We start from the raw sequence: 26,885 nt of genomic DNA, 5'->3' as shown, positions 1-26,885 counted from the left end.
GCCGGAACAGCCACGCGCCGTTCGGACACCAACAACAGGAAGGACGCCTACCATGGCGAAGCTCAGCAACGAAGAGCTCATTGAAGCTTTCAAGGAACTGACCATCATCGAGCTCTCCGAGTTCGTCAAGCTCTTCGAAGAGACCTTCGAAGTTACCGCTGCTGCTGTAGCTGTTGCCGGCCCCGCTGCCGGTGGCGCTGCTGAAGAGGCTGAAGAGAAGACCGACTTCGACGTCATCCTCGAATCTGCCGGCGACAAGAAGATCGCGGTCATCAAGGAAGTTCGCGCCATCACCTCCCTCGGCCTCAAGGAAGCCAAGGACCTGGTTGACAGCGCCCCCAAGGCTGTTCTCGAAGGCGCCAACAAGGAAGCTGCCGAGAAGGCCAAGGAGCAGCTCGAGGCTGCAGGCGCCACCGTTACCCTCAAGTAACAACGCCTTTTCCTCAGGAAACCCCGTCCACTTCGGTGGGCGGGGTTTCCTGCTTTTAAGGCGCTTGGGGGATTCAGGAGGGTTCGCTGATGTCCGCCACCACGGCGTCCAGGGCTGCGGTCAGTGCGTCAGCGTCGACGAAGGCGCTGTAGCCGTGGGCACCGGCGCCCATGGAGATGCGGCGCCCGGTGATGGTGGCGTCGGCGTAGACCGGCCAACTGGTCGTGCTGCCGAGAGGGGTGATGGTGCCCCGCTCATAGCCTGTCGCTTCAAGGGCGGTCCCGGCGGCCGGGAGGGAGAGCTTGTTCACGCCCACCAGGGCACGGAGCTTTGGCCAGGAGATCTGCCGGTCGCCGGGGATCAGGGCGAACAGGAAGGTCCCGTCCTTGTGCTTGACCACGAGGGACTTTACGATGTCCGCCGGCCTGATGCCCAGGATCTCGGCAGCCTCGTCAAGGCTTCGCGCAGGGGGCCGCTCCACTACCTCCACCTTCAGCCCGCGTGCCTGGGCGTCGGCCAGGAACCGTTCCCGACCGGCGCCCCCCGTGCCGTTTCCGGCTGGTCCCGCCATCAGTCGCGGTACAGCAGGAGGGCCTCGCCCTGCCCGCCCCCGCCGCAGAGGGACACCGCCGCCTTACCGGTTCCCCGCCGCTTTAGCTCGTGGGCCGCATGCGCGGCCAGGCGGGCCCCCGAAGCTCCAATGGGATGCCCCAGGGCGATGGCACCGCCGTGGATGTTGCACTTCTCCAGCGGGTAGTCGAGGTCCTTGAGGGACTGCACGGCAACGGACCCGAAGGCCTCGTTGATTTCGACGAAGTCCAGGTCCCCCGTGCTCCAGCCGGCCTTGCCGAGGGCATTCATGATCGCGTTCGACGGCTGCGAATGGAGGGTGTTGTCCGGTCCCGCCACCTGCCCGGGCTTGCCCACCACAGCCAGGTATTCCAGGCCATGCTCTTCCGCATAGCCGCGTGAGGCGAGGACCAGTGCGGCGGCGCCGTCGGACAGGGGAGAGGAGTTGCCGGCAGTGATGGTGCCGTCGGTGACGAACGCTGCACGCAGGCCTGCCAGTGATTCAACTGACGTGTTGGGACGGACCCCCTCGTCGGTGTCGACCACCAGGGGCTCACCCTTCCGCTGCTTGACGCTGATAGGTGCGATCTCGCCGTCGAACGTTCCGTTCTTTGCCGCCAGCGCAGCCCGCTGGTGCGACTGGGCCGCAACGTTGTCCTGGGACGCGCGGTCGATACCCAGGGTGAGGTTCCGTGTCTCCGTGGACAGGCCCATGGACTGCCCGTCGAAGGCATCGGTCAGGCCGTCATGGGCCGCCGCGTCCAGCGCCTGAATGGATCCATAGGCCCAGCCTTGGCGCGATCCCGGGAGCAGGTGCGGCGCGCGGCTCATCGACTCCTGGCCGCCCGCAACCACCACCGAAGCCTCTCCGGCGCGGATCATCCGGGCGGCGTCAATCACCGCCGTCAGGCCGGAAAGGCACACCTTGTTGATTGTCACCGCAGGGACGTTCCAGCCGATGCCTGCGCCGATGGCGCTTTGCCGTGCGGGATTCTGCCCCGCGCCCGCCTGGAGCACCTGGCCCATGATCACCGCCTCGACGTCGGAGGCGTCCACACCACTGCCCGCCAATGCGGCCTTGATGGCGTGGGCCCCCAGGTCCACTGCCGTGAGGCTGGAAAGTTGGCCGTTGATCCGGCCCTGCGGAGTCCGCGCGGCCCCGACGATGACAACGTCATTGCTGTCTGGAGAGTTGGCCATGGTTCCCACTTTCAGTCCGGTTCCGTTGTAAGCCACCAAGGCTATCGTGAGCCCGGTCACCCAACTATTCAAACGCTGGAACGGCTATGTGCATTCCATGGCGATGGGGGGCAAGCCGGCACAGGCTTGCCAGGACGCGGTCCGGGATGCGGTGTTGGCGAATGCCGGCGCCTGCACTGCAGCGGGCGTGACGCTTCGGCTCTAGGATGCGGCGGGTCTCTGCCGCCCAAAATCAGCTGCTTGCAATCCGGCCGGTTGTGGGGTAGACACGTAGGTTATTTTGCCGTATCGTAGATATTTGCGTCTTCCCTGTTTACCTTCAGCCTTCATATAGCGGTGGGCTTTGCCCGGCAGCTGGCAATCAACGTGCCGTAACCACGGTCACAGCATAGTCAGTTCCGGGCCCCGGGTCATATAGCGGAACCGGATGGTAGCGCTGCGGAGTCACTTCGCAGGGTGCACAGCGGGGGAGATCTGAAAACGCCTGAAGGTCTGTGGAAGGATCCCTCTTGGTCGCCTCGAGCACCTCTAATAACGAAACCGCTAACACTGCCGACAGCACTGATGGTGCCACTCGCCGGCTCTCATTCGCAAAGATTCACGAACCCCTTGACGTTCCGAATCTGCTTGCCCTGCAGACGGACAGCTTTGACTGGCTGGTCGGCAATGAGCGCTGGCAGGCACGCGTGGCAAAGGCTGTCGAAGAAAACGATCTCAGCGTCGCCACCACGTCCGGCCTGTCGGACATCTTCGAAGAGATCTCCCCGATCGAGGACTTCCAGGGCACCATGTCCCTGAGCTTCTCCGATCCGGAGTTCGCTGACCCCAAGTACACCATGGCTGAGTGCAAGGACCGGGACGCCACCTACTCGGCTCCGCTGTACGTCAAGGCCGAGTTCATGAACAACAACACGGGCGAAATCAAGCAGCAGACCGTGTTCATGGGTGACTTCCCGCTGATGACCGAGAAGGGCACCTTCGTCGTCAACGGCACCGAGCGTGTCGTCGTCTCCCAGCTGGTCCGTTCGCCGGGCGCCTACTTCGAGCGCGCTGCCGACAAGACCAGCGACAAGGACATCTTCACCGCCAAGATCATCCCGTCCCGCGGTGCATGGTTCGAGCTCGAGATCGACAAGCGCGACCAGGTCGGCGTCCGCCTCGACCGCAAGCGCAAGCAGTCCGTAACCGTGCTGCTGAAGGCCCTAGGCTGGACCGAAGGCCAGATCCTCGAAGAGTTCGGCCAGTATGACTCCATGCGGGCAACCCTGGAGAAGGACGCCACCGAAACCCGCGAAGACGCCCTGCTTGACATCTACCGCAAGCTGCGTCCGGGCGAGCCGCCCACCGTCGAGGCTGCCCAGTCGCTGCTGGACAACCTGTACTTCAACTCCAAGCGCTACGATCTGGCCAAGGTTGGCCGTTACAAGATCAACCGCAAGCTGGGCATCGATCGCTCCCTTGGCGACAAGGAAGCGTCAGTCCTGCACGTTGAAGACATCGTTGCCATGATCAAGTTCCTCGTCGCGCTGCACGCCGGCGAGAAGACCATCAAGGGCACCCGCGATGGCCAGGAAGTGGACCTGCGCGTCGAAATCGACGATATCGACCACTTCGGCAACCGCCGCATCCGCGCCGTCGGCGAGCTCATCGAGAACCAGGTCCGCACCGGCCTGTCCCGTATGGAGCGCGTTGTCCGCGAGCGTATGACCACCCAGGACGTCGAGGCCATCACGCCGCAGACCCTGATCAACATCCGCCCCGTGGTTGCAGCCATCAAGGAGTTCTTCGGAACTTCCCAGCTGTCGCAGTTCATGGACCAGAACAACCCGCTCTCGGGCCTGACCCACAAGCGCCGCCTGTCGGCCCTGGGCCCCGGTGGTCTGTCCCGTGACCGCGCCGGCATGGAAGTCCGTGACGTGCACCCGTCCCACTACGGACGTATGTGCCCCATCGAAACTCCTGAAGGCCCGAACATTGGCCTGATCGGTTCGCTGGCATCCTACGGACGCATCAACCCGTTCGGCTTCATCGAGACCCCGTACCGCCTGGTCAAGGACGGCGTCGTTTCCGACGACGTCCAGTACTTGACGGCCGACGACGAGGCTGAAGTGCTGATCGCCCAGGCCAACGCGCCGCTGGACGAGAACAACAAGTTCGCCGAGGACACCGTGCTGGTCCGTGCCCGTGGTGGTGGAGGCGAGCCTGTGCTCGTGCCCGCCGAGGACGTCGAGTTCATGGACGTTTCCCCGCGCCAGATGGTGTCCGTGGCTACCGCCCTGATCCCGTTCCTGGAGCACGACGACGCCAACCGTGCACTCATGGGTGCCAACATGCAGCGCCAGGCCGTGCCGCTGGTCCGTTCCGAGGCCCCCTTCGTGGGCACCGGCATGGAGCGCGCCGCAGCCGTTGACGCCGGCGACGTCGTCATCGCCAAGAAGGCCGGTGTGGTCACCGAGGTGTCCGCCGAGCTCGTCATCATGCTCAACGACGACGGCACGGAGACCAACTACCGCATCAACAAGTTCGCCCGCTCGAACCAGGGCAACTGCTACAACCACCGCGTCCTGGTCAACGAAGGCCAGCGCCTGGAAGTTGGCGGCATCATCGCCGACGGCCCGGCAACGGACCAGGGTGAGCTCGCCCTCGGCAAGAACCTGCTCGTGGCATTCATGTCATGGGAAGGCCACAACTTCGAGGACGCCATCATCCTCTCGCAGCGCATTGTTGCCGAGGACGTTCTTTCCTCCATCCACATCGAGGAGCACGAGATCGATGCCCGCGACACCAAGCTTGGTGCCGAGGAAATCACCCGTGACATCCCCAACGTGTCCGAGGAAGTCCTGGCAGGCCTGGACGAGCGCGGCATCATCCACATCGGTGCCGAGGTTGAAGCAGGGGACATCCTGGTCGGAAAGGTCACCCCGAAGGGTGAAACCGAACTGACTCCGGAAGAGCGCCTGCTGCGCGCCATCTTCGGCGAGAAGTCCCGCGAAGTGCGTGACACCTCCCTGAAGGTTCCCCACGGCGAGTCCGGCACCGTCATCGGCGTCCGCGTCTTCGACCGTGACAACGACGACGAGCTGCCACCGGGCGTCAACCAGTTGGTCCGCGTGTACGTTGCCGCCAAGCGCAAGATCACCGACGGCGACAAGCTCGCCGGCCGCCACGGCAACAAGGGTGTTATCTCCAAGATCCTCCCCGTGGAGGACATGCCCTTCCTCGCCGACGGCACCCCCGTTGACATCGTCCTGAACCCGCTGGGTGTTCCGGGCCGTATGAACGTGGGCCAGGTGCTCGAAACCCACCTTGGCTGGGTTGCCAAGACCGGTTGGAAGATCGAAGGCGAGCCCGAGTGGGTCAAGCAGCTGCCCAACCTGCCGCGCGAGAGTGGTCCCACCACTGTTGCAACGCCGGTGTTCGACGGCGCCCGCGAAGAGGAAATCACGGGCCTGCTGGATTCCACCAACGTGACCCGCGACGGTGACCGCCTGATCAACTCCTCCGGCAAGACCCGTCTGTTCGACGGCCGCTCCGGCGAGCCGTTCCCGGATCCGATCTCGGTCGGCTACATGTACATCCTGAAGCTCCACCACCTGGTGGACGACAAGATCCACGCACGCTCCACCGGTCCGTACTCCATGATCACGCAGCAGCCGCTGGGTGGTAAGGCACAGTTCGGTGGCCAGCGCTTCGGTGAAATGGAAGTGTGGGCGCTCGAAGCCTACGGCGCCGCCTACACGCTCCAGGAACTGCTCACGATCAAGTCTGACGACATCCACGGTCGTGTGAAGGTCTACGAAGCCATCGTCAAGGGCGAGAACATCCCCGAGCCGGGCGTTCCCGAATCCTTCAAGGTCTTGATCAAGGAAATGCAGTCGCTGTGCCTGAACGTGGAAGTCCTTTCCACGGACGGAACCACGATTGAAATGCGTGACTCTGATGACGCAGTCTTCACGGCTGCGGAGGAACTGGGCATCGATCTGTCTCGTGCAGAGCCCAGCTCCGTAGAAGAGGTCTAGAAGGTAAGCGTTCGACGGCGGGTGCGCACCCGCCGTCGAACGCCACCTCCCTCATCCCGCACCTAAGACTTCAGAATTTAGAGAACAAGAGAGAACAGGGACCATATGTCCAGCGAATCCTCCTTCGGCCTCATGCAGATCGGCCTCGCCACCGCGGAAGACATCCGCGGCTGGTCGTACGGCGAGGTTAAGAAGCCGGAAACCATCAACTACCGCACGCTCAAGCCCGAGAAGGACGGCCTCTTCTGCGAGAAGATCTTCGGCCCGTCCCGCGACTGGGAATGCTACTGCGGCAAGTACAAGCGCGTGCGCTTCAAGGGCATCATCTGTGAGCGCTGTGGCGTCGAAGTCACCCGCGCCAAGGTCCGCCGTGAGCGCATGGGCCACATCGAGCTCGCCGCTCCCGTCACCCACATCTGGTACTTCAAGGGTGTTCCCTCCCGCCTGGGCTACCTCCTTGACCTGGCACCGAAGGACCTCGAAAAGGTCATCTACTTCGCTGCTTACATGATCACCAGCGTTGACGAGGCCGCCCGCCACGAGGAACTGCCCAACCTGCAGGTTGAGCACGACATCGAGAAGAAGCAGCTCATCGACAACCGCGATGCCGACATCGCCGCGATCGCCCGCGACCTCGAAGGCGAAATTGCACGCCTTGAGGGCGAAGGCGCCAAGGCTGCCGACAAGAAGAAGGCCCGCGACTCCGCCGACCGCCAGATGGCCAACGTCCGCAAGCGTGCCGACGCCGACATCGAGCGCCTCGAGCAGGTCTGGGACCGCTTCAAGAACCTGAAGGTCGCCGACCTCGAAGGTGACGAAGGCCTGTACCGCGAACTGCGCGACCGCTACGGCATGTACTTCGAAGGCTCCATGGGTGCCGAAGCCATCAAGAAGCGCCTTGAGAACTTCGACATGCAGGCCGAGTCCGAAGCACTGCGCGACGTCATCGCCAACGGCAAGGGCCAGCGCAAGACCCGTGCCCTGAAGCGCCTGAAGGTGGTCAACGCATTCCTGACCACCAACAACAGCCCGCTTGGCATGGTCCTCGACGCCGTCCCGGTGATCCCGCCGGAACTGCGCCCTATGGTCCAGCTCGACGGTGGCCGCTTCGCGACCTCCGACCTCAACGACCTGTACCGCCGCGTGATCAACCGCAACAACCGCCTCAAGCGCCTGCTTGACCTTGGTGCTCCGGAGATCATCGTCAACAACGAGAAGCGCATGCTTCAGGAAGCTGTTGACAGCCTCTTCGACAACGGCCGCCGCGGCCGTCCGGTCACCGGACCGGGCAACCGTCCGCTGAAGTCCCTGAGCGACATGCTCAAGGGCAAGCAGGGCCGTTTCCGCCAGAACCTCCTCGGCAAGCGCGTCGACTACTCCGGCCGTTCGGTCATCGTCGTCGGCCCGCAGCTGAAGCTGCACCAGTGCGGCCTGCCCAAGCAGATGGCCCTGGAGCTGTTCAAGCCGTTCGTGATGAAGCGCCTGGTTGACCTCAACCACGCCCAGAACATCAAGTCCGCCAAGCGGATGGTGGAGCGCTACCGCCCGCAGGTCTGGGACGTGCTCGAAGAGATCATCACCGAACACCCGGTACTGCTCAACCGTGCACCTACCCTGCACCGCCTGGGCATCCAGGCGTTCGAGCCGCAGCTTGTTGAAGGCAAGGCAATCCAGCTGCACCCGCTGGTTTGTGGCGCGTTCAACGCCGACTTCGACGGCGACCAGATGGCAGTGCACCTGCCGCTGAGCCCCGAGGCGCAGGCTGAGGCCCGCATCCTGATGCTGTCCTCGAACAACATCCTGAAGCCGTCCGACGGACGTCCGGTCACCCTGCCCTCGCAGGACATGATCATCGGCCTGTACCACTTGACCACCAAGCGCAAGGGTTCAGCCGGTGAAGGCCGCATCTTCGGTTCGGTCTCCGAGGCCATCATGGCGTTCGACGCCCGCGAGCTGCACCTGAACTCGCAGGTCAAGATCCGCCTCGAAGGCTTCGTGCCGTACGCCGGCTGGGAAGCTCCGGAAGGCTGGGAGCAGGGTCAGCCCGCACTCGTCCAGACCTCCCTGGGCCAGGTCCTCTTCAACGAGACCCTGCCCGAGGACTACCCTTGGGTTGAAGCTGTTGCCGACAAGGGCGAACTGTCCCGCATCGTCAACGACCTCGCCGAGCGCTACCCGAAGGTTGTTACCGCGGCAACGCTGGACAACCTGAAGGACGCCGGTTTCTACTGGGCCACCCGTTCGGGCGTCACCGTTGCCATCTCCGACATCGAGGTTCCTGCTGCCAAGCCGGAAATCCTCGCCGGGTACGAGGAACGCGCCGCCAAGATCCAGGGCCAGTACGACAAGGGCCTGATCGACGACGACGAGCGCCGCCAGGAACTGATCGAAATCTGGAACAAGGCCACCAACGACATCGCCTCGGTGATGCGCGAGAGCCTGTCCCCGATGAACACCATCAACCGCATGGTGTCCTCCGGTGCACGTGGTAACTGGATGCAGGTCCGCCAGATCGCGGGTATCCGTGGCCTGGTGGCCAACCCGAAGGGTGAGATCATCCCGCGCCCCATCAAGTCCTCCTACCGTGAGGGCCTGTCGGTGCTGGAATACTTCATCGCCACGCACGGTGCCCGTAAGGGTCTGGCCGATACCGCCCTGCGTACCGCCAACTCGGGTTACCTGACCCGTCGTCTGGTGGACGTCTCGCAGGACGTCATCGTCCGTGAAGAGGACTGCGGCACCGAGCGCGGCCTGGTCACGCCCATCGCCGTCGCCGATTCCAACGGTGAGCTCGTCCTGGACGAGAACGTGGAGAACAGCGCCTACGCACGTACGCTGGCGGTCGACGTCGTGGACTCCGAGGGCAACGTCCTCGCAGCTGCCGGCACCGACTGCGGCGACGTGGTGATCGCTGAGCTCTTCAAGGCAGGCATCACCGAGGTCAAGGTCCGCTCCGTACTCACCTGTGAGTCCAGCGTCGGTACCTGCGCCCTGTGCTACGGCCGTTCGCTGGCCACCGGCAAGACCGTGGACATCGGCGAGGCCGTGGGCATCATCGCCGCACAGTCCATCGGTGAACCCGGTACCCAGCTGACCATGCGTACGTTCCACACCGGTGGTGCTGTCTCCGCCGGCGGTGGTGACGACATCACCCAGGGTCTGCCCCGTATCCAGGAGCTCTTCGAAGCCCGTACTCCGAAGGGTGTTGCACCGATTGCTGAAGCAGCCGGCCGCATCACCATCGAAGAGTCCGAGCGCCAGATGCGCTTGGTCATCACCCCGGACGACGGATCGGAAGAGATCGCTTACCCGGTCCTGCGCCGTTCTCGCCTGCTGATCGAAGACGGCGACCACGTCGCCGTCGGACAGAAGCTGATCAACGGCCCGGTGGACCCCAAGCAGGTCCTGCGCATCATGGGCCCGCGTGCGGCACAGAAGTTCCTGGTGGACGAGGTCCAGGGCGTGTACCGCAGCCAGGGCATCGGTATCCACGACAAGCACGTCGAGGTTATCGTCCGCCAGATGCTGCGCCGCGTCACGGTCATCGAATCCGGTGAATCCGACCTGCTGCCCGGCGAGCTCGCCGAGCGCAGCCGCTTCGAGGAGGCCAACCGCCGCGTTGTGTCCGAGGGCAAGACTCCGGCTTCCGGACGTCCCGAGCTCATGGGCATCACCAAGGCGTCGCTGGCCACCGAGTCCTGGCTGTCGGCAGCTTCCTTCCAGGAGACCACCCGCGTCCTGACGCAGGCGGCCATGGAAGGCAAGAGCGATCCGCTGCTGGGCCTGAAGGAAAACGTCATCATCGGTAAGCTGATCCCGGCCGGCACGGGCCTCCCGCGCTACACCGAGGTCACCGTGGAGCCCACTGAGGAAGCAAAGGCCAACCTGTTCACCGGCCCCAGCGCATTCAGTGACTTCTCGTACGACACCCTGGGCGGTGATGGAGCTCCCGAGTTCCACGCCATCCCGCTGGATGACTACGACCTGGGCAACGACTTCCGCTGATCCGCTGAAGCCGGCTTAGCCGCAGGGATGGTCCCGCACCGTACGGTGGGGGACCATCCCCGTTTAACCCGTCGATTAAGGCATGGAGCCTGTCCATGCTAGACTTGTTACCAATTGTTATTGTGGCAGTGGATGAGTGCGCCGGTATCAGCTGAAAGGCTGGACCAGAGCGACGTTTCCGGTTTGCAGGGTTCTTGTGCAACGTATGCCACATTTTTGCATGCCTGGGGAACTGTTGGAATGAAGGTTCCGCCCGGTGTGCGATCCGACTATTAAAGGCTTCGCCTTCGCCGTCATGGAGATTTCCTTCAGGGCCCGGGCGGCGGGGCAACGCAACAGGAGAGTGGCCGGAAACAGCCACTCCGGATAAAACGGAGAACACGAGAGTGCCTACGATTAACCAGCTGGTCCGCAAGGGCCGCACGCCTAAGGTCTCAAAGACCAAGGCTCCCGCGCTTAAGGGCAGCCCCATGCGCCGCGGTGTTTGCACCCGCGTCTACACCACCACCCCGAAGAAGCCGAACTCGGCTCTGCGTAAGGTGGCACGTGTGCGCCTCAACGGCGGCGTGGAAGTTACCGCCTACATCCCCGGTGTTGGCCACAACCTGCAGGAGCACTCCATTGTGCTCGTTCGCGGTGGTCGTGTTAAGGACCTCCCGGGTGTCCGCTACAAGATCGTCCGTGGCGCCCTCGATACCCAGGGCGTGAAGAACCGTAAGCAGGCCCGCAGCCGCTACGGCGCAAAGATGGAGAAGAAGTAATATGCCTCGCAAGGGTCCGGCCCCCAAGCGGCCGCTCGTTTCGGATCCGGTATACGGTTCCCCGCTGGTAACCCAGCTCATCAACAAGGTGCTTGTTGACGGCAAGAAGTCCACGGCAGAGCGCATCGTCTACGGTGCACTCGAAGGCGCACGCGCCAAGTCCGGCGGCGACCCCGTTGCAGCCCTGAAGAAGGCCATGGACAACGTCAAGCCTTCGCTCGAGGTCCGCTCCCGCCGTGTCGGTGGCGCCACCTACCAGGTTCCGGTTGAGGTCAAGCCGGGCCGCTCCACCGCACTCGCCCTGCGGTGGCTGGTCGGCTACTCCAAGGCCCGCCGCGAAAAGACGATGACCGAACGCCTCCAGAACGAAATCCTGGATGCGTCCAACGGTCTCGGTGCCGCTGTGAAGCGTCGCGAAGACACCCACAAGATGGCCGAGTCCAACAAGGCCTTCGCACACTACCGCTGGTAATACTCCCCGGACGCCGCCGGCTCAACCGAGCCGGCGGCGAACGTGTAGTCCATCCCAAAAGGAGACCCCGTGGCACAGGACGTGCTTACCGACCTTAGCAAGGTCCGCAACATCGGCATCATGGCCCACATTGATGCCGGCAAGACCACCACAACCGAGCGCATCCTGTTCTACACGGGTGTGAACCACAAGATCGGCGAAACGCACGACGGCGCTTCGACCACCGACTGGATGGAACAGGAAAAGGAACGCGGCATCACCATCACGTCTGCCGCCGTGACCTGCTTCTGGGAAAACAACCAGATCAACATCATCGACACCCCCGGCCACGTGGACTTCACGGTTGAGGTTGAGCGCTCCCTGCGCGTCCTCGACGGTGCAGTTGCCGTCTTCGATGGCAAGGAAGGCGTTGAGCCGCAGTCCGAGACCGTTTGGCGCCAGGCTGACAAGTACAACGTCCCGCGTATCTGCTTCGTCAACAAGATGGACAAGCTGGGTGCTGACTTCTACTTCACCGTAGACACCATCATCAGCCGCCTCGGTGCCAAGCCGCTGGTCATGCAGCTGCCTATCGGTGCCGAGAACGACTTCATCGGCGTCGTCGACCTGCTCTACATGCGCGCCCTGGTGTGGCCCGGCGATGCCAAGGGTGACGTCACCATGGGTGCCAAGTACGAGATCCGCGAGATCCCGGCTGACCTTCAGGAAAAGGCTGAGGAATACCGCGCGAACCTCGTTGAGACCGTCGCCGAGTCGTCCGAGGAACTCATGGAGAAGTACCTCGAGGGTGAAGAGATCTCGATCGACGAGCTCAAGGCCGGCATCCGCAAGATGACCATCAACTCCGAGCTCTACCCGATCTTCTGCGGTTCCGCATTCAAGAACCGTGGCGTTCAGCCCATGCTCGACGCAGTTGTGGACTACCTGCCGAACCCGCTGGACGTCCCCCCGATGGTCGGCCACGACCCCCGCGACGAAGAGAAGGAACTGACCCGCAAGCCTTCCGCCGAGGAGCCGTTCTCGGCCCTGGCATTCAAGATTGCTGCTCACCCCTTCTTCGGCCAGCTCACCTTCATCCGCGTGTACTCCGGTCACGTGGAAGCAGGCGCCCAGGTGGTCAACTCCACCAAGGGCAAGAAGGAGCGCATCGGCAAGCTGTTCCAGATGCACGCCAACAAGGAAATGCCCGTTGAGGGCGCTACCGCCGGCCACATCTACGCAGCCATCGGCCTGAAGGACACCACCACGGGTGACACCCTGTGTGATGCCAACAACCAGATCGTGCTCGAGTCCATGAGCTTCCCGGAGCCCGTGATCTCGGTTGCCATCGAGCCGAACACCAAGGGCGACCAGGAGAAGCTCTCCACGGCCATCCAGAAGCTCTCCGCTGAGGACCCCACCTTCCAGGTGTCCCTCAACGAAGACACCGGCCAGACCATCATCGCCGGCATGGGCGAGCTCCACCTGGACATCCTGGTGGACCGCATGCGCCGCGAATTCAAGGTCGAGGCAAACGTGGGCAAGCCCCAGGTTGCCTACCGCGAAACCATCAAGCGCGCCGTCGAACGCCACGACTACACGCACAAGAAGCAGACCGGTGGTTCGGGTCAGTTCGCAAAGATCCAGATCGCGATCGAGCCGCTGGACACCGCCGAGGGCGAGCTGTACGAGTTCGAGAACAAGGTCACCGGTGGCCGCGTTCCCCGTGAGTACATCCCGTCTGTTGACGCGGGCATCCAGGACGCACTGAACGACGGCGTCCTGGCCGGATACCCGGTTGTCGGCATCAAGGCCACGCTGATCGACGGCGCATACCACGATGTTGACTCTTCGGAAATGGCGTTCAAGATCGCCGGCCGTATGGCTTTCAAGGAAGCTGCACGCAAGGCGAACCCTGTACTGCTTGAACCGCTGATGGATGTAGAGGTCCGCACCCCTGAGGAATACATGGGTGAAGTTATCGGTGACCTCAACTCCCGCCGTGGCCAGATGCAGTCCATGGAAGATGCACAGGGCGTCAAGGTCATCCGTGCGCACGTTCCGCTGTCCGGCATGTTCGGCTACATCGGTGACCTGCGCTCCAAGACCCAGGGCCGCGCTGTGTACTCCATGACCTTCAACAGCTACGCCGAGGTCCCGAAGGCAGTTGCCGACGAGATCATCCAGAAGACCCGCGGCGAATAGTCTCCGGACTTCTCAAAGCAACAAACTCGGGTGCGCTTGCCGGCAACGGAAAGCACAGCCGGTGCAGGTGGCCGGCTACGGTCCAGACCGGATTCCGGCCATCTGCACGAACAGGCTCTAGGGACTAGTATTAGTTCCTGAATCTGCAATTTCACCAATCCAAAGCCCCCCAAGTAGACTTACCTGAGTTTCTGCCGCGACAAGAGCGGCAGGAGGGTATGTCATTTGAAAACGTTCTAGGAGGAACCTGTGGCAAAGGCAAAGTTCGAGCGGACTAAGCCGCACGTCAACATCGGCACCATTGGTCACGTTGACCACGGTAAGACGACGCTGACGGCCGCCATTTCCAAGGTGCTGTACGACAAGTACCCGACTCTCAACGAGAAGCGTGACTTCGCGTCGATCGACTCTGCACCCGAAGAGCGTCAGCGCGGTATTACCATCAACATCTCCCACGTGGAGTACCAGACCGAGAAGCGTCACTACGCACACGTTGACGCCCCCGGCCACGCTGACTACATCAAGAACATGATCACCGGTGCTGCCCAGATGGACGGCGCAATCCTCGTGGTTGCTGCTACCGACGGCCCGATGGCTCAGACCCGTGAGCACGTTCTGCTCGCCCGCCAGGTTGGTGTTCCCTACCTGCTGGTCGCTCTGAACAAGGCTGACATGGTTGACGATGAGGAACTGCTGGACCTCGTCGAAATGGAAGTTCGTGAGCTCCTGAGCTCGCAGGGCTTCGATGGCGACAACGCTCCGGTTGTCCGCGTTTCCGGCCTCAAGGCCCTGGAAGGCGACCCGGAGTGGGTCAAGTCCGTTGAGGACCTGATGGCTGCTGTCGACGAGTCTGTTCCGGACCCCGTACGTGACCGTGACAAGCCGTTCCTGATGCCGATCGAGGACGTCTTCACCATCACCGGCCGTGGCACCGTTGTTACGGGCCGCGCCGAGCGTGGAACCCTCGCCATCAACTCTGAGGTCGAGATCGTTGGTATCCGCCCGGTCCAGAAGACCACGGTTACCGGTATCGAGATGTTCCACAAGCAGCTCGACGAAGCATGGGCCGGCGAGAACTGTGGCCTCCTGCTCCGTGGCCTGAAGCGCGACGATGTCGAGCGTGGCCAGGTTGTCGTCAAGCCGGGTTCCATCACCCCGCACACCGACTTCGAGGCCAACGTCTACATCCTCTCCAAGGACGAAGGCGGACGTCACAACCCGTTCTACTCCAACTACCGCCCGCAGTTCTACTTCCGTACCACGGACGTAACCGGCGTTATCACCCTGCCCGAGGGCACGGAAATGGTTATGCCCGGCGACAACACTGAGATGACCGTTGCGCTCATCCAGCCCATCGCTATGGAAGAGGGCCTCGGCTTCGCAATCCGCGAAGGCGGCCGCACCGTTGGTTCGGGACGCGTTACCAAGATCATCAAGTAGTCCTTGTTGATCAAGGTTCTGCCGGGCCACGGCCCACGCTGAATCCACAGGAAAGCCCCGCTGCTTCGAGCAGCGGGGCTTTCTTTTTGCCCTGATACTGTTGCAGCACCGAAAGGAGCTCATTATGGGATGGCTGATATTCCTCATTATCGCGGTTGCCGTCGTGGCCGGGGTGTTCTGGGTCAGACGAAACTTCCGCCACGAGATCGACCGTGCCAAGCGGATCAACCGGGCAAACAAGAACCAGTAGCTGCAGCCGGCGCCCCGGTACAGGTGTGCCTTATTCCTACTTTTCGGTACACCTAAATTCGCGGTATCCTCGTCTTAGTAACGCCCCCAACGACGAGGACACCTGATGGCTGTTCCAACCATGACGGCGAAACCCGCCACCAAGAAGGCCTGGTCACGCCTCCTGCTGCTCGGGCCGGCGTTCGTGGCAGCTATCGCCTACGTGGACCCGGGAAATGTCGCGGCGAACCTGACCGCAGGAGCGAACTTCGGATACCTGCTGGTGTGGGTCCTGGTGGGCGCCAATGCTATGGCCGTACTGATCCAGTACCAGTCCGCCAAGTTGGGACTTGCCACCGGGATGAGCCTGCCGGAGATCCTGGGCAGGCGACTGGGAACCAAGCGCCGCCGCGCCTACTGGCTGCAGGCCGAGGTGGTTGCCGGAGCCACCGACATGGCCGAGGTCATCGGCGGGGCCGTGGCGCTCAACCTGCTGTTCGGCCTGCCCCTGCTGGCTGGCGGCGTCGTGATTGGAGCGGCCTCCATGGTGCTCCTGACGCTGCAGTCGCGCCGCAGCCAAAGGTCTTTTGAGCTCGCTATCCTGACCCTTCTGGGCGTGATCGCCGTGGGCTTCGTCTCGGGCCTGTTCGTAGCTCCGCCGGACGTCGCCGGCGCCCTGGCCGGACTCGTCCCCCGCTTCGAGGGATCCGACACCGTCTTGCTTGCAGCGAGCATGCTTGGAGCTACCGTCATGCCACACGCCATCTACCTGCACTCCGCCCTCGCGCGTGACCGGCACGGATTTTCCAGCGACCCCCGGGTAAGGACCCGACTAATCCGCGCTACGCGCGTTGATGTCGCAGGCGCCCTGGTGCTTGCCGGCGTCGTGAACGTCGCGATGCTGCTGTTGGCTGCCACCAGCCTCCGGGGCGTGGAGGGGACCGATACTATCGCCGGTGCGCACGCAGCTGTCACGTCGGCACTCGGGCCGGTTATCGGCGTCGTCTTCGCTGTAGGTCTCCTGGCTTCAGGGCTGGCATCCACGTCGGTGGGATGCTACGCCGGGGCCACCATCATGGGCGGCCTGCTGAAGACGAGGATCCCGCTGATGGTCCGCCGCACCGTCACGCTGGTTCCGGCGCTGGTGGTCCTGGGTGCCGGCGTCGAGCCCACACTGGCGTTGGTCCTCAGCCAGGTTCTCCTGAGTTTTGGTATCCCGTTCGCCCTCATTCCGCTGATCCGCCTCACGGGCAGCCGGGAAGTGATGGGGATACACGCCGACTCCAAGCCGCTGCGGATTGCCGGTTGGACAAGTGCCACCCTGATCGTGGGCCTGAACTGCGTCCTGATCTTCCTCACGCTGATGGGCCGCGGCTGACGGGGGCTAGCCCTGCCGCTTGCTGCGCGCGCGGGACAGCGCCTGGTACCAGTAGAAGGACCTCTTCGGAGTTCGCTGCAGCGAATCGAAGTCCACGTGGACCAGGCCGAAACGCTGCGAATAGCCTGCGGCCCACTCAAAGTTGTCCATGAGCGTCCACACGTAATAGCCGCGCAGGTCCACGCCTTCCGCGTTGCCGCCGGGGGCAGTGGCCTCAAGCGCTGCGCCAAGGTGCGTGGCGAGATAGTCCACGCGGTCCGAATCTTCGAGCGTCCCGGAAACGCGGTCTGGTTCCGGGAAGCTCGCGCCGCCCTCGGTGATGTACACCGGGGGAAGGGCCTGCCCGTAGCGGTCCCGCATTTCCTGGAGCACGATGCCCAGGTGCTCCGGTGCCACAGGCCAGCCGAACCCCGTGCTGCCGAACTCCGGGTAGCCCACCTGATGGAAGGGCAGCTTGGCGAGTTCCTGGTGCATGTCGGCTGGCATCGGGGTGATGCCCGGTCCCAGGGCCACCTTGACGGGGAAGTAGTAGTTGAGTCCGTAGAAGTCCAGGGGCTGGTGGATCGTCTTGAGATCCGCATCGGAGATTTTTCCAATGGAGCGCAGCCAGGGCTTGGCGTAAAGCGGCAACGAGGGGTACCGGCCCAGCAGGACGGGGTCGGCATAGACCCTGTTCATCAGCAGGTCGTAGAGGTGGGCAACGAGCCGGTCGCCGATTTTCCGGCTGGCGGGCCTGACGGGGGAGTGGAGGTTGGTGATGCCCACGCCGCCGGCTACGCCCGCTGCCCGCAGCGCCTGCACTCCGAGCCCGTGTGCCAGGAGCTGGTGGTGGACGGCGGGAAGTGCATTGAACATCAACCGGCGGCCCGGGGCATGCACGCCCAGTGCATATCCGTTCAGGGTGACCGAGACGGGTTCGTTGAGGGTGACCCATTGGGCCACGCGGTCCCCGAACCGTTCCCCGGCCGCACTGGCATACTCGCCAAACCGTTTGGCCGTATCACGGTTCAGCCAGCCGCCGCGGTGCTCGAGCGGCAAGGGGGTGTCCCAGTGGTAGAGGGTTGCCATGGGAGAGATGCCGGCGTCAAGGAGCTGGTCAATCAGGCGGTCGTAGAAGTCCAGGCCTTCCGTGTTGAAGCCGCCCTGACCGTCCGGCTGGATCCGTGGCCACGACAGGGAGAACCGGTAGGAATCGACCCCCAGCTCCTTGAGCAGGGCTACGTCCTCCGGCAGCCTGTTGTAATGGTCGCAGGCCACGGCGGGGGAGTGCCCGTCCATGATCGTGCCGGGTTTCTCCGCGAACGCATCCCATCCCGAGGGGCCGCGGCCCCCTGCTTTGACTCCGCCTTCGATCTGGAACGCCGCAGCAGCGACGCCAAGGGTGAACGACGGCGGCATGCGCCCGGCCAGTTCCGTCACCGATTCAGTGCCTTCCAGGGTCATGCCCCTATCATCCAGCCCGTTCCTGCCCACGGCAATGGCCGCAGGAGGGTGGTGCTGGAGCCGATTCGCATCTGCTGTGGTTTTCCGGCATACTAGATGAGTTGTTCAAGCGCTTCTTCGCGTCCCGATCCGGATAATGCCGGGTGCAGGGTCCAAGTTGAAGACCAAACATAACCCACCCCAATGGATTTGCGGATTTGTATGCGTGTTCAGCGCGACACGCCCGACCGCGGGGGTCGGTTGCGCCGGCAGGTTGAGGAACCCGGATTTATCCGGATTCAGCTTGTGCGGCGGATGGTGGTTACGACCTCAAATGCTTCGGCAGCCATACAACGAGAAAGTGAACAGGGCAGCCCTAAACCGGGGAAGCACAGACTGAAAGAGAGTCAGGCGACATGGCGGGACAAAAAATCCGCATCCGGCTGAAGTCATACGACCACGAGGTCATTGACGTTTCAGCACGGAAGATCGTTGAGACGGTCACGCGCGCAGGCGCAACGGTAGTTGGCCCCGTGCCGCTGCCCACGGAGAAGAACGTGTACTGCGTAATCCGCTCTCCGCACAAGTACAAGGACAGCCGCGAGCACTTTGAAATGCGCACGCACAAGCGTCTTATCGACATCATCGATCCCACGCCGAAGGCTGTTGACTCGCTCATGCGTCTCGACCTGCCGGCTGACGTGAACATCGAAATCAAGCTGTAGGGAGGTGCTGAGAAACTATGACCGCAACCCGTAACGTAAAGGGCCTGCTGGGCACGAAGCTCGGCATGACCCAGGTCTGGGACGAGAACAACAAGCTCATCCCCGTCACTGTGGTCCAGGCAGACTCGAACGTCATCACCCAGCTGCGCAACGCAGAAGTTGATGGTTACGTCGCCGTTCAGATCGGCTACGGCCAGATCGATCCCCGCAAGGTCACCAAGCCGCTGGCTGGTCACTTTGAGAAGGCAGGCGTCACGCCTCGCCGCCACGTCGTCGAACTCCGTACCGCAGATGCTGCCGAGTACGAGCTGGGCCAGGAGCTCTCCGTAGAGCTTTTCGAAGCCGGCCAGAAGATCGACGTCATCGGCACCACCAAGGGTAAGGGCTTCGCCGGTGTTATGAAGCGTCACGGCTTCCACGGCGTTGGTGCTTCCCACGGTGCCCACAAGAACCACCGTAAGCCCGGTTCAATCGGTGGCGCATCCACCCCGAGCCGCGTCTTCAAGGGCATGAGAATGGCCGGCCGCATGGGCGCCGTTCGTCACACCACGCTGAACCTCACCGTTCACGCGGTTGACGTCGAGAAGTCGCTGCTCCTGATCAAGGGTGCCGTTCCCGGTGCCCGCGGCCAGGTCGTCTTCGTACGTACCGCCGTGAAGGGAGCCTAGTTCAATGGCTAACACTGTCCAGGTTGACCTGCCTGCAGAGATCTTCGACGTTCAGACCAACGTGCCGCTGCTGCACCAGGTTGTCGTTGCCCAGCTCGCTGCTGCCCGCCAGGGAACCCACAAGACCAAGACCCGCGCTGAAGTTTCCGGTGCAGGACGCAAGCCGTTCAAGCAGAAGGGCACCGGCCGCGCCCGTCAGGGTTCCGTCCGCGCTCCGCACATGACCGGCGGTGGCATTGTCCACGGTCCCACCCCGCGTGACTACAGCCAGCGGACCCCCAAGAAGATGATTGCTGCTGCACTCCGCGGCGCACTGTCTGACCGGGCCCGCAACGGTCGTATCCACGTTGTCTCCGAGCTGGTTGCGGGCGACGAGCCGTCCTCCAAGACCGCTCTGGCGACGCTTCGCGGTGTCTCCGACCGCAAGAACCTGCTGGTCGTCATCGAGCGCGATAACGACGTTGCTGCACTCTCCGTGCGCAACCTCGCCGGCGTTCACGTTCTGTACGCAGACCAGCTGAACACCTACGACGTTCTCGTCTCTGATGACGTTGTCTTCACCAAGGCTGCCTACGACGCATTCGTTGCCGCTAAGGCAGCAAAGAACGAGGAGGATGCCAAGTGAGTGCAGCCACCATCAAGGATCCCCGCGACGTCGTGCTTGCACCCGTCGTATCGGAAAAGAGCTACGGCCTGATCGACGAGGGCAAGTACACCTTCCTGGTGGACCCCCGTTCGAACAAGACCGAGATCAAGCTGGCCGTGGAGAAGATCTTCTCCGTCAAGGTCGAATCGATCAACACCATCAACCGTGCCGGTAAGCGCAAGCGCACCAAATTCGGATGGGGGACCCGCAAGAACACCAAGCGTGCGATTGTCACCCTCAAAGAAGGCACCATCGACATCTTCGGCGGTCCGCTCGCGTAGCGGAGACCACTTTAACGAGGAAATAAATTATGGGAATCCGTAAGTACAAGCCGACTACCCCGGGCCGTCGTGGCTCGAGCGTAGCGGACTTTATCGAAATCACGCGGTCGACGCCGGAAAAGTCGTTGGTACGTCCGCTGCCCAAGAAGGGCGGCCGTAACAACACCGGTAAGATCACCACCCGTCACAAGGGTGGTGGACACAAGCGCCAGTACCGTCTGATCGACTTCCGTCGTCACGACAAGGACGGCGTCAACGCCCGCGTTGCCGAAATCGAGTACGATCCGAACCGCACGGCTCGCATCGCCCTCCTGCACTACGTTGATGGCACCAAGCGTTACATCATCGCTCCCAACAAGCTCTCCCAGGGGGACGTTGTTGAAGCAGGTGCCGGTGCTGACATCAAGCCCGGTAACAACCTGCCGCTGCTCAACATCCCGGTGGGTACTGTCATCCACGCAGTTGAACTGCGTCCCGGTGGCGGCGCCAAGATGGGCCGCTCCGCCGGCGCATCGATCCAGCTTGTTGCCAAGGAAGGCCGCTTCGCCCAGCTGCGTCTGCCTTCCGGCGAAATCCGCAACGTTGACGTGCGCTGCCGCGCAACCGTCGGCGAGGTGGGCAACGCCGAGCAGTCGAACATCAACTGGGGCAAGGCCGGCCGTATGCGGTGGAAGGGCGTCCGCCCGACCGTCCGTGGTGTCGCCATGAACCCGGTTGACCACCCGCACGGTGGTGGTGAAGGTAAGACTTCCGGTGGTCGTAACCCCGTGAACCCGAACGGTAAGCGTGAAGGCCGCACCCGCCGCCCCAACAAAGAGAGCGACAAGCTTATTGTTCGTCGCCGTCGTACTGGCAAGAACAAGCGATAGGAGCCTGGACACATGCCACGCAGCCTGAAAAAAGGTCCTTTCGTTGACCAGCACCTCTTTGTGAAGGTAGCCAGGGAAAACGAAAAGGGCACCAAGAACGTCATCAAGACCTGGTCCCGCCGTTCGATGATCATCCCCGACATGCTCGGACACACGATCGCCGTACACGACGGACGCAAGCACATTCCGGTGTTTGTCACTGAGTCGATGGTCGGGCACAAGCTCGGCGAATTCGCTCCCACGCGGACATTCCGCGGCCATGTCAAGGACGACCGTAAGGGCAAGCGCCGCTAGGCGCCTGCGTTTACGTCAAAGACGAGAGAAGGAAAGCAATGGAAGCCAAGGCAATTGCGCGCCACATCCGCGTAACGCCTATGAAGGCCCGGCGCGTCGTCAACCTTGTTCGTGGATTGCAAGCGAATGAGGCTCTGGCAATTCTGAAGTTTGCCCCGCAGGCAGCTTCGGAGCCGGTATTCAAGGTAGTTCAGTCGGCAATCTCCAACGCCCGGGTCCTCGCGGACCGTGATGGCGTTGCGTTTGACGAAGGCGACCTCATCATCAGCGAAGCGTTTGTTGATGAAGGCCCGACCATGAAGCGGTTCCAGCCGCGTGCCCAGGGTCGTGCATTTCAGATCAAGAAGCGCACCAGCCACATCACCGTGGTAGTCGCTACCCCGGAGAAAGAGGAGGCTCGCTAAGTGGGACAGAAAGTAAACCCGCACGGGTTCCGACTCGGCATCACCACCGATCACGTATCGCACTGGTTCGCTGACAGCACCAAGGCCGGCCAGCGGTACAAGGACTTCGTTCGCGAAGACATCCGCATCCGCCAGCTCATGTCCACGGGCATGGAGCGCGCCGGCATCGCCAAGGTCGAGATCGAACGCACCCGTGACCGCGTCCGCGTGGACATCCACACGGCACGTCCCGGCATCGTCATCGGCCGCCGTGGAGCAGAAGCAGACCGCATCCGCGGCGAGCTCGAAAAGCTCACCGGCAAGCAGGTTCAGCTGAACATCCTCGAGGTCAAGAACCCCGAGATGGAAGCCCAGCTTGTTGCCCAGGGCGTTGCAGAGCAGCTGACTTCCCGCGTGGCATTCCGCCGTGCGATGAAGAAGGCCATGCAGTCCGCACAGCGTGCAGGTGCCAAGGGCATCCGTATCGCCTGCTCGGGCCGCCTGGGTGGCGCTGAAATGTCCCGCTCGGAGTTCTACCGCGAAGGCCGTGTGCCCCTGCACACCCTCCGCGCGAACATCGACTACGGCTTCTACGAAGCCAAGACCACCTTCGGCCGCATCGGTGTGAAGGTCTGGATCTACAAGGGTGACGTCACCGCCAAGGAACTGGCCGCACAGGCTGCTGCCGCACCGTCCCGCGGTGGACGTGGCGAGCGTCCCGGCCGCCCGGGTGGCGCTGACCGCGGTGACCGCCGCCGTCGCAACGACCGTCCGGTCGCTGAAGCAGCTCCTGCTGCCGAAGCACCGGCAGTTGAAGCAGCACCTGCTGCTGCAGAAGGAGGACAGGCTTAAATGCTTATCCCACGTCGAGTAAAGCACCGTAAGCAGCACCACCCGGGTCGTTCCGGCGCTGCTACGGGCGGCACCCAGGTCTCCTTCGGTGAGTACGGCATCCAGGCACTGAGCCCGGCATACGTCACCAACCGTCAGATCGAGTCCGCTCGTATCGCCATGACCCGCCACATCAAGCGTGGCGGTAAGGTCTGGATCAACATCTACCCGGACCGTCCGCTGACCAAGAAGCCGGCCGAAACCCGCATGGGTTCCGGTAAGGGTTCACCGGAATGGTGGGTCGCCAACGTCAAGCCGGGCCGGGTTCTCTTCGAACTCTCCGGTGTCAATGAAGAGGTAGCTCGCGAGGCCCTGCGCCTGGCAATCCACAAGCTGCCGTTGAAGGCACGCATCGTGCGTCGCGAGGGTGGTGAATAGAAATGGCAGTAGGATCCAAGGATCTGGCTCCCGCACAGCTGGACGGTTTCGACAACGAGCGTCTCGTTGAAGAACTCCGCAAGGCCAAGGAAGAGCTGTTCAACCTGCGTTTCCAGTCCGCCACCGGACAGCTGGAGAACCACGGTCGCCTGCGCGCGGTAAAGAAGGACATCGCACGCATCTACACCGTTCTCCGCGAACGCGAGCTGGGCATTCGTGCCGAGGTTGCCGCACCGGTTGTGGAAGCCAAGGAAGAGAAGAAGTCCAAGAAGGCTTCAACCAAGAAGGCCGACAAGGCTGAAAAGGCTGAGACCGAGGAGGACGCCAAGTGAGTGAAAAGGACCAGAACGTGACCGAAACTGCTACCGAAGCCAAGGCTGGGCAGCGCGGTTACCGCAAGACCCGTCGCGGTTACGTGGTCTCCGACAAGATGGAAAAGACCATCGTTGTCGAGGTTGAAGACCGCGTGAAGCACGCACTGTACGGCAAGGTCATCCGCCGCACCTCCAAGGTCAAGGCACACGACGAAGAGAACACCGCCGGCATCGGCGACCTCGTAGTCATCGCCGAGACCCGTCCGCTGTCCGCCACGAAGAACTGGCGGCTCGTGGAAATCCTCGAGAAGGCCAAGTAGCACCTGCTGCTTAGCTTGTGGCCCCTGCTCCCTTCACGGGAGCGGGGGCTTCCTCGTTTAACCGGTCCGTCCCACCTCCTCCACGCCCCATCACCTCCTGCCCCGTTTAGACGAACGCCCCATCAGGTTCGGCGCAGCTTTCTTGAACGCCCCATCACCTACCGGAAGGGTCAGCTGGCAGGTGATGGGGCGTTGGTGGTTTTCGTGCAGGAGGTGATGGCGCGTCCTGGGAGCGGTCGACGGCGGGTGGCCCGGATTGTGGGGGAGCGGCACCCCTGGCGGGGCGAAAGACCGCCTTGGCTGCCGCCGTCGTCCGTCCAATCCCGACGCCGTCTTGCGGGCAGGGGAGCGTGCTTGCGGGGCGGGGGACGGTGGTGATATGGGGACTGGCCGAAACCGTGCTAGGATATTGAGTTTGTATGGCGCCTTTCGCGCGCCATCATCAACCTCGTAAACAAGCGTGCCACAGCATAGTGCCCCTGTGCGCCCGGGATCCGTCCCGGACCGGATGGGAGCAACTGCTTCTGGCACGGGCGTTTAGGCCTGGCCTGGCAAAATCCAGGCAGGTCAAGAGACACCCCGATCAACCGTTCCGCAAGGCTCATTCCGTAGCAAGACCACGGCCTGAGAACCGGCGCGACGCAAGGAGTAAATAGTGATTCAGCAGGAGTCGCGACTGAAGGTCGCCGACAACACGGGTGCTAAGGAAATCCTTACCATTCGCGTTCTCGGTGGATCCGGCCGTCGCTACGCAGGCATCGGTGACGTCATTGTCGCCACCGTCAAGGATGCAATCCCGGGCGGCAACGTAAAGAAGGGCGATGTGGTCAAGGCCGTCATCGTCCGTACCAAGAAGGAACGCCGCCGTGCGGACGGTTCCTACATCAAGTTTGACGAGAACGCAGCTGTGATCCTGAAGAACGACGGTGACCCCCGCGGTACCCGTATCTTCGGACCGGTTGGTCGTGAACTGCGTGACAAGAAGTTCATGAAGATCGTTTCTCTGGCTCCGGAGGTGCTCTAGTCCATGGCTGCAAAGATCAAGAAGGGTGACCTGGTTCAGGTCATCACTGGCGCCAAGGCTGAGCGCGGCGGCGACCGCGGCAAGCAGGGCAAGGTTCTGCGCGTTTTCACCGACACCAACCGCGTGCTGGTTGAGGGCATCAACCGCGTCACCAAGCACACCCGGGTTGGACAGTCGCAGCGCGGCACCAAGACCGGCGGCATCGAGGTCGTAGAGGCCCCGATCCACATTTCCAACGTGGCCCTGGTTGACCCGTCGACCAAGAAGCCGACCCGCGTGGGCTTCCGCCTCGACACCGTGGAGAAGAACGGCGTCAAGAAGACCGTCCGTATCCGCGTGTCCAAGAGCACCGGGAAGGACATCTAATGACTGAGACCATCGAGACTCCGGCAACGAAGATCGTTCCCCGTCTGAAGACCAAGTACGCCGAAACCATCAAGGGCCAGCTCCAGGATGAGTTCAAGTACGCCAACGTGAACCAGGTTCCCCGTCTGGTCAAGGTTGTTGTGAACATGGGTGTTGGAGATGCCGCCAAGGACTCCAAGCTGATCGACGGCGCTGTCCGCGACCTCACCCAGATCACCGGCCAGAAGCCGCAGGTTACCAAGGCCCGCAAGTCGATCGCACAGTTCAAGCTGCGCGAAGGCATGCCCATCGGTGCACACGCAACCCTGCGTGGCGACCGCATGTGGGAATTTGTGGATCGCCTGGTCACCCTGGCACTGCCCCGTATCCGCGACTTCCGCGGCCTGAGCGGCAAGCAGTTCGATGGCAACGGCAACTACACCTTCGGTCTGACCGAGCAGGTTATGTTCCACGAAATCGACCAGGACAAGATCGACCGCGTCCGCGGTATGGACATCACGGTTGTGACCACCGCCAAGACCGACGACGAAGGCCGCGCGCTGCTCAAGGCGCTTGGTTTCCCGTTCAAAACCGAAGCTTAATTAACTACGTAAAAGGTCCGGCCGCTCCGCTCCGCAAAGGACGGGACGGCGGAAACCGTTACGAGGAAGGGCATGAGCCCACATGACAATGACAGATCCTGTCGCAGATATGCTTACGCGCCTGCGTAACGCAAACTCGGCATACCACGACTCCGTGTCTATGCCTTACAGCAAGCTCAAGGCACGCGTTGCCGACATCCTCAAGGCCGAAGGTTTCATCGCCGGCTGGAAGGAAGAGGACGCTGAGGTTGGCAAGAAGCTGACCCTCGAACTCAAGTTCGGTCCGAACCGCGAGCGTTCCATCGCCGGCGTACGCCGCATCTCCAAGCCGGGTCTCCGCGTTTACGCGAAGTCCACCAACCTGCCGCACGTCCTGGGTGGCCTGGGTATCGCAATCCTGTCCACCTCTTCCGGCCTCCTGACTGACAAGCAGGCCGGCAAGAAGGGCGTGGGCGGCGAAGTCCTCGCGTACGTCTGGTAACGGGAAAGGAAGAGAATAATGTCACGTATTGGACGTCTCCCCATCACCGTTCCTGCCGGCGTTGAGGTCAAGGTTGACGGCTCTGTCGTCAGCGTCAAGGGTTCCAAGGGCGAGCTGACCCACACTGTGGCCAGCCCTATCGAGGTTGCCCTGGAAGACAACACCCTGACCGTTACCCGCCCGAACGACGAGCGCGCCTCGCGTTCGCTCCACGGCCTGACCCGCACCCTGATCGCCAACATGATCCAGGGCGTCACCGCAGGCTACGAGAAGAAGCTTGAAATCGTCGGTACCGGTTACCGCGTTCAGGCCAAGGGTTCTGACCTTGAGTTCGCTCTTGGCTACAGCCACCCGGTCAACGTTTCGGCTCCGGCCGGCATCACCTTTGCAGTAGAGGGACCGACCAAGCTCTCTGTCTCAGGTATCAATAAGCAGCAGGTCGGCGAAGTTGCTGCCAACATTCGTAAGCTGCGGAAGCCGGACCCCTATAAGGGCAAGGGCATCCGTTACGCCGGCGAAGTCATCCGCCGCAAGGTCGGAAAGGCTGGTAAGTAA

General features: G+C 62.6%; 28 protein-coding genes. 25 read left to right on the top strand and 3 right to left on the bottom strand.

Going from position 1 to position 26,885, the window contains the following annotated elements:
• Window positions 1-52 precede the first annotated feature (52 nt).
• On the top strand, window positions 53-430 hold the full coding sequence (gene rplL / locus AB0313_RS04765) for a 50S ribosomal protein L7/L12 (protein WP_141942694.1): 378 nt from the start codon (window positions 53-55) through the stop codon (window positions 428-430).
• A gap of 73 nt (window positions 431-503) precedes the next feature.
• Here rplL and AB0313_RS04760 read toward each other — a convergent pair whose 3' ends face one another.
• Together AB0313_RS04760 and AB0313_RS04755 are read right to left on the bottom strand one after the other, a co-directional pair.
• A complete protein-coding gene (locus AB0313_RS04760; protein ID WP_366303940.1) occupies window positions 504-1,001 on the bottom strand; it encodes a YbaK/EbsC family protein in 498 nt (165 codons plus the stop codon).
• Window positions 1,001-2,200 (bottom strand): acetyl-CoA C-acetyltransferase, encoded by a 1,200-nt coding sequence (locus AB0313_RS04755; protein ID WP_366303938.1) that lies wholly within the window; start codon window positions 2,198-2,200, stop codon window positions 1,001-1,003. The genes AB0313_RS04760 and AB0313_RS04755 overlap by 1 nt, the downstream gene beginning before the upstream one ends.
• 509 nt (window positions 2,201-2,709) lie before the next feature.
• Here AB0313_RS04755 and rpoB point away from each other — a divergent pair.
• The 8 genes from rpoB to AB0313_RS04715 all read left to right on the top strand — a co-directional run bounded on the left by rpoB (window position 2,710) and on the right by AB0313_RS04715 (window position 16,687).
• Complete coding sequence (gene rpoB / locus AB0313_RS04750; RefSeq protein WP_141942688.1) at window positions 2,710-6,219, top strand: DNA-directed RNA polymerase subunit beta; 3,510 nt, start codon at window positions 2,710-2,712, stop codon at window positions 6,217-6,219.
• A gap of 105 nt (window positions 6,220-6,324) precedes the next feature.
• Window positions 6,325-10,224: a DNA-directed RNA polymerase subunit beta' gene (locus tag AB0313_RS04745; RefSeq protein ID WP_141942686.1), complete on the top strand. Its 3,900-nt coding sequence runs from the start codon at window positions 6,325-6,327 to the stop codon at window positions 10,222-10,224.
• Window positions 10,225-10,610: 386 nt separating this feature from the next.
• Entirely contained in the window at window positions 10,611-10,985 is a 375-nt protein-coding gene (gene rpsL / locus AB0313_RS04740) for a 30S ribosomal protein S12 (RefSeq protein ID WP_009358312.1), read from the top strand.
• A 1-nt stretch (window position 10,986) separates the two neighbouring features.
• Window positions 10,987-11,457: a 30S ribosomal protein S7 gene (gene rpsG / locus AB0313_RS04735; RefSeq protein ID WP_003803829.1), complete on the top strand. Its 471-nt coding sequence runs from the start codon at window positions 10,987-10,989 to the stop codon at window positions 11,455-11,457.
• Window positions 11,458-11,526: 69 nt separating this feature from the next.
• Window positions 11,527-13,641: an elongation factor G gene (gene fusA / locus AB0313_RS04730; RefSeq protein WP_141942684.1), complete on the top strand. Its 2,115-nt coding sequence runs from the start codon at window positions 11,527-11,529 to the stop codon at window positions 13,639-13,641.
• 249 nt (window positions 13,642-13,890) lie between these two features.
• Window positions 13,891-15,081, top strand: coding sequence for an elongation factor Tu (gene tuf, locus AB0313_RS04725; RefSeq protein WP_018760460.1), 1,191 nt, complete (start codon window positions 13,891-13,893; stop codon window positions 15,079-15,081).
• Between the two features lie 124 nt (window positions 15,082-15,205).
• Window positions 15,206-15,331, top strand: a complete 126-nt coding sequence (locus tag AB0313_RS04720) for a hypothetical protein (protein ID WP_256398176.1) — start codon at window positions 15,206-15,208, stop codon at window positions 15,329-15,331.
• A 105-nt stretch (window positions 15,332-15,436) separates the two neighbouring features.
• Complete coding sequence (locus AB0313_RS04715) at window positions 15,437-16,687, top strand: Nramp family divalent metal transporter (RefSeq protein ID WP_366303934.1); 1,251 nt, start codon at window positions 15,437-15,439, stop codon at window positions 16,685-16,687.
• 6 nt (window positions 16,688-16,693) lie between these two features.
• On the opposite strand, the gene AB0313_RS04710 is transcribed toward AB0313_RS04715, so the two are convergent.
• Window positions 16,694-18,130, bottom strand: a complete 1,437-nt coding sequence (locus tag AB0313_RS04710; protein WP_366303932.1) for a GH1 family beta-glucosidase — start codon at window positions 18,128-18,130, stop codon at window positions 16,694-16,696.
• A gap of 395 nt (window positions 18,131-18,525) precedes the next feature.
• Between AB0313_RS04710 and rpsJ the strand changes: the two genes are divergently transcribed.
• The 16 genes from rpsJ (at window position 18,526) to rplF (ending at window position 26,885) form a co-directional block, all read left to right on the top strand.
• Complete coding sequence (gene rpsJ, locus AB0313_RS04705; protein WP_003803825.1) at window positions 18,526-18,834, top strand: 30S ribosomal protein S10; 309 nt, start codon at window positions 18,526-18,528, stop codon at window positions 18,832-18,834.
• A gap of 17 nt (window positions 18,835-18,851) precedes the next feature.
• Window positions 18,852-19,502 (top strand): 50S ribosomal protein L3, encoded by a 651-nt coding sequence (rplC, locus tag AB0313_RS04700; protein WP_141942678.1) that lies wholly within the window; start codon window positions 18,852-18,854, stop codon window positions 19,500-19,502.
• A gap of 4 nt (window positions 19,503-19,506) precedes the next feature.
• Entirely contained in the window at window positions 19,507-20,127 is a 621-nt protein-coding gene (gene rplD, locus AB0313_RS04695) for a 50S ribosomal protein L4 (RefSeq protein ID WP_366303930.1), read from the top strand.
• Window positions 20,124-20,429 (top strand): 50S ribosomal protein L23, encoded by a 306-nt coding sequence (gene rplW, locus AB0313_RS04690; protein ID WP_011692807.1) that lies wholly within the window; start codon window positions 20,124-20,126, stop codon window positions 20,427-20,429. Before rplD ends, rplW begins: the two co-directional genes overlap by 4 nt.
• Window positions 20,430-20,458: 29 nt before the next feature.
• A complete protein-coding gene (gene rplB / locus AB0313_RS04685; protein WP_026264302.1) occupies window positions 20,459-21,298 on the top strand; it encodes a 50S ribosomal protein L2 in 840 nt (279 codons plus the stop codon).
• A 12-nt stretch (window positions 21,299-21,310) separates the two neighbouring features.
• Window positions 21,311-21,592 (top strand): 30S ribosomal protein S19, encoded by a 282-nt coding sequence (rpsS, locus tag AB0313_RS04680; protein ID WP_003803803.1) that lies wholly within the window; start codon window positions 21,311-21,313, stop codon window positions 21,590-21,592.
• Window positions 21,593-21,630: 38 nt separating this feature from the next.
• Window positions 21,631-21,996 (top strand): 50S ribosomal protein L22, encoded by a 366-nt coding sequence (gene rplV, locus AB0313_RS04675; protein WP_009358304.1) that lies wholly within the window; start codon window positions 21,631-21,633, stop codon window positions 21,994-21,996.
• Window positions 21,997-22,827, top strand: a complete 831-nt coding sequence (gene rpsC, locus AB0313_RS04670) for a 30S ribosomal protein S3 (RefSeq protein WP_366303927.1) — start codon at window positions 21,997-21,999, stop codon at window positions 22,825-22,827.
• Window positions 22,828-23,244, top strand: a complete 417-nt coding sequence (rplP, locus tag AB0313_RS04665; protein ID WP_043454603.1) for a 50S ribosomal protein L16 — start codon at window positions 22,828-22,830, stop codon at window positions 23,242-23,244.
• Between the two features lie 2 nt (window positions 23,245-23,246).
• Entirely contained in the window at window positions 23,247-23,576 is a 330-nt protein-coding gene (gene rpmC, locus AB0313_RS04660; protein WP_018769136.1) for a 50S ribosomal protein L29, read from the top strand.
• Window positions 23,573-23,878, top strand: coding sequence for a 30S ribosomal protein S17 (gene rpsQ / locus AB0313_RS04655; RefSeq protein WP_043454607.1), 306 nt, complete (start codon window positions 23,573-23,575; stop codon window positions 23,876-23,878). Before rpmC ends, rpsQ begins: the two co-directional genes overlap by 4 nt.
• A 655-nt stretch (window positions 23,879-24,533) precedes the next feature.
• Window positions 24,534-24,902, top strand: a complete 369-nt coding sequence (rplN, locus tag AB0313_RS04650; RefSeq protein WP_003803789.1) for a 50S ribosomal protein L14 — start codon at window positions 24,534-24,536, stop codon at window positions 24,900-24,902.
• A gap of 3 nt (window positions 24,903-24,905) precedes the next feature.
• Entirely contained in the window at window positions 24,906-25,268 is a 363-nt protein-coding gene (gene rplX / locus AB0313_RS04645) for a 50S ribosomal protein L24 (RefSeq protein WP_043454610.1), read from the top strand.
• Window positions 25,268-25,849, top strand: a complete 582-nt coding sequence (gene rplE / locus AB0313_RS04640; RefSeq protein WP_043454613.1) for a 50S ribosomal protein L5 — start codon at window positions 25,268-25,270, stop codon at window positions 25,847-25,849. The genes rplX and rplE overlap by 1 nt, the downstream gene beginning before the upstream one ends.
• A gap of 82 nt (window positions 25,850-25,931) precedes the next feature.
• Window positions 25,932-26,330, top strand: a complete 399-nt coding sequence (rpsH, locus tag AB0313_RS04635) for a 30S ribosomal protein S8 (protein WP_018769139.1) — start codon at window positions 25,932-25,934, stop codon at window positions 26,328-26,330.
• Between the two features lie 18 nt (window positions 26,331-26,348).
• On the top strand, window positions 26,349-26,885 hold the full coding sequence (gene rplF, locus AB0313_RS04630; RefSeq protein ID WP_141942671.1) for a 50S ribosomal protein L6: 537 nt from the start codon (window positions 26,349-26,351) through the stop codon (window positions 26,883-26,885).

It is taken from the genome of Pseudarthrobacter sp. NPDC080039 (assembly GCF_040702335.1).
In the GTDB taxonomy this organism is placed as follows: Bacteria; Actinomycetota; Actinomycetes; order Actinomycetales; family Micrococcaceae; genus Arthrobacter; species Arthrobacter enclensis_A.
This window is presented reverse-complemented; position numbering and strand designations above follow the sequence as displayed.

Excerpts from the sequence above, each read along its gene's own strand:
- rpsJ (WP_003803825.1), top strand. The coding sequence starts at position 18,526 with ATGGCGGGACAAAAAATCCGCATCCGGCTGAAGTCATACGACCACGAG.
- rplX (WP_043454610.1), top strand. The coding sequence starts at position 24,906 with ATGGCTGCAAAGATCAAGAAGGGTGACCTGGTTCAGGTCATCACTGGC.
- rplP (WP_043454603.1), top strand. The coding sequence starts at position 22,828 with ATGCTTATCCCACGTCGAGTAAAGCACCGTAAGCAGCACCACCCGGGT.
- rplV (WP_009358304.1), top strand. The coding sequence starts at position 21,631 with ATGGAAGCCAAGGCAATTGCGCGCCACATCCGCGTAACGCCTATGAAG.
- rplL (WP_141942694.1), top strand. The coding sequence starts at position 53 with ATGGCGAAGCTCAGCAACGAAGAGCTCATTGAAGCTTTCAAGGAACTG.
- rplD (WP_366303930.1), top strand. The coding sequence starts at position 19,507 with ATGGCTAACACTGTCCAGGTTGACCTGCCTGCAGAGATCTTCGACGTT.
- AB0313_RS04745 (WP_141942686.1), top strand. The coding sequence starts at position 6,325 with ATGTCCAGCGAATCCTCCTTCGGCCTCATGCAGATCGGCCTCGCCACC.
- rplF (WP_141942671.1), top strand. The coding sequence starts at position 26,349 with ATGTCACGTATTGGACGTCTCCCCATCACCGTTCCTGCCGGCGTTGAG.
- rpsG (WP_003803829.1), top strand. The coding sequence starts at position 10,987 with ATGCCTCGCAAGGGTCCGGCCCCCAAGCGGCCGCTCGTTTCGGATCCG.
- rpsS (WP_003803803.1), top strand. The coding sequence starts at position 21,311 with ATGCCACGCAGCCTGAAAAAAGGTCCTTTCGTTGACCAGCACCTCTTT.
- AB0313_RS04760 (WP_366303940.1), bottom strand. The coding sequence starts at position 1,001 with ATGGCGGGACCAGCCGGAAACGGCACGGGGGGCGCCGGTCGGGAACGG.
- AB0313_RS04710 (WP_366303932.1), bottom strand. The coding sequence starts at position 18,130 with ATGACCCTGGAAGGCACTGAATCGGTGACGGAACTGGCCGGGCGCATG.
- rpmC (WP_018769136.1), top strand. The coding sequence starts at position 23,247 with ATGGCAGTAGGATCCAAGGATCTGGCTCCCGCACAGCTGGACGGTTTC.
- rpsH (WP_018769139.1), top strand. The coding sequence starts at position 25,932 with ATGACAATGACAGATCCTGTCGCAGATATGCTTACGCGCCTGCGTAAC.
- rplB (WP_026264302.1), top strand. The coding sequence starts at position 20,459 with ATGGGAATCCGTAAGTACAAGCCGACTACCCCGGGCCGTCGTGGCTCG.
- AB0313_RS04715 (WP_366303934.1), top strand. The coding sequence starts at position 15,437 with ATGGCTGTTCCAACCATGACGGCGAAACCCGCCACCAAGAAGGCCTGG.
- rplC (WP_141942678.1), top strand. The coding sequence starts at position 18,852 with ATGACCGCAACCCGTAACGTAAAGGGCCTGCTGGGCACGAAGCTCGGC.
- AB0313_RS04720 (WP_256398176.1), top strand. The coding sequence starts at position 15,206 with ATGGGATGGCTGATATTCCTCATTATCGCGGTTGCCGTCGTGGCCGGG.
- AB0313_RS04755 (WP_366303938.1), bottom strand. The coding sequence starts at position 2,200 with ATGGCCAACTCTCCAGACAGCAATGACGTTGTCATCGTCGGGGCCGCG.
- rplE (WP_043454613.1), top strand. The coding sequence starts at position 25,268 with ATGACTGAGACCATCGAGACTCCGGCAACGAAGATCGTTCCCCGTCTG.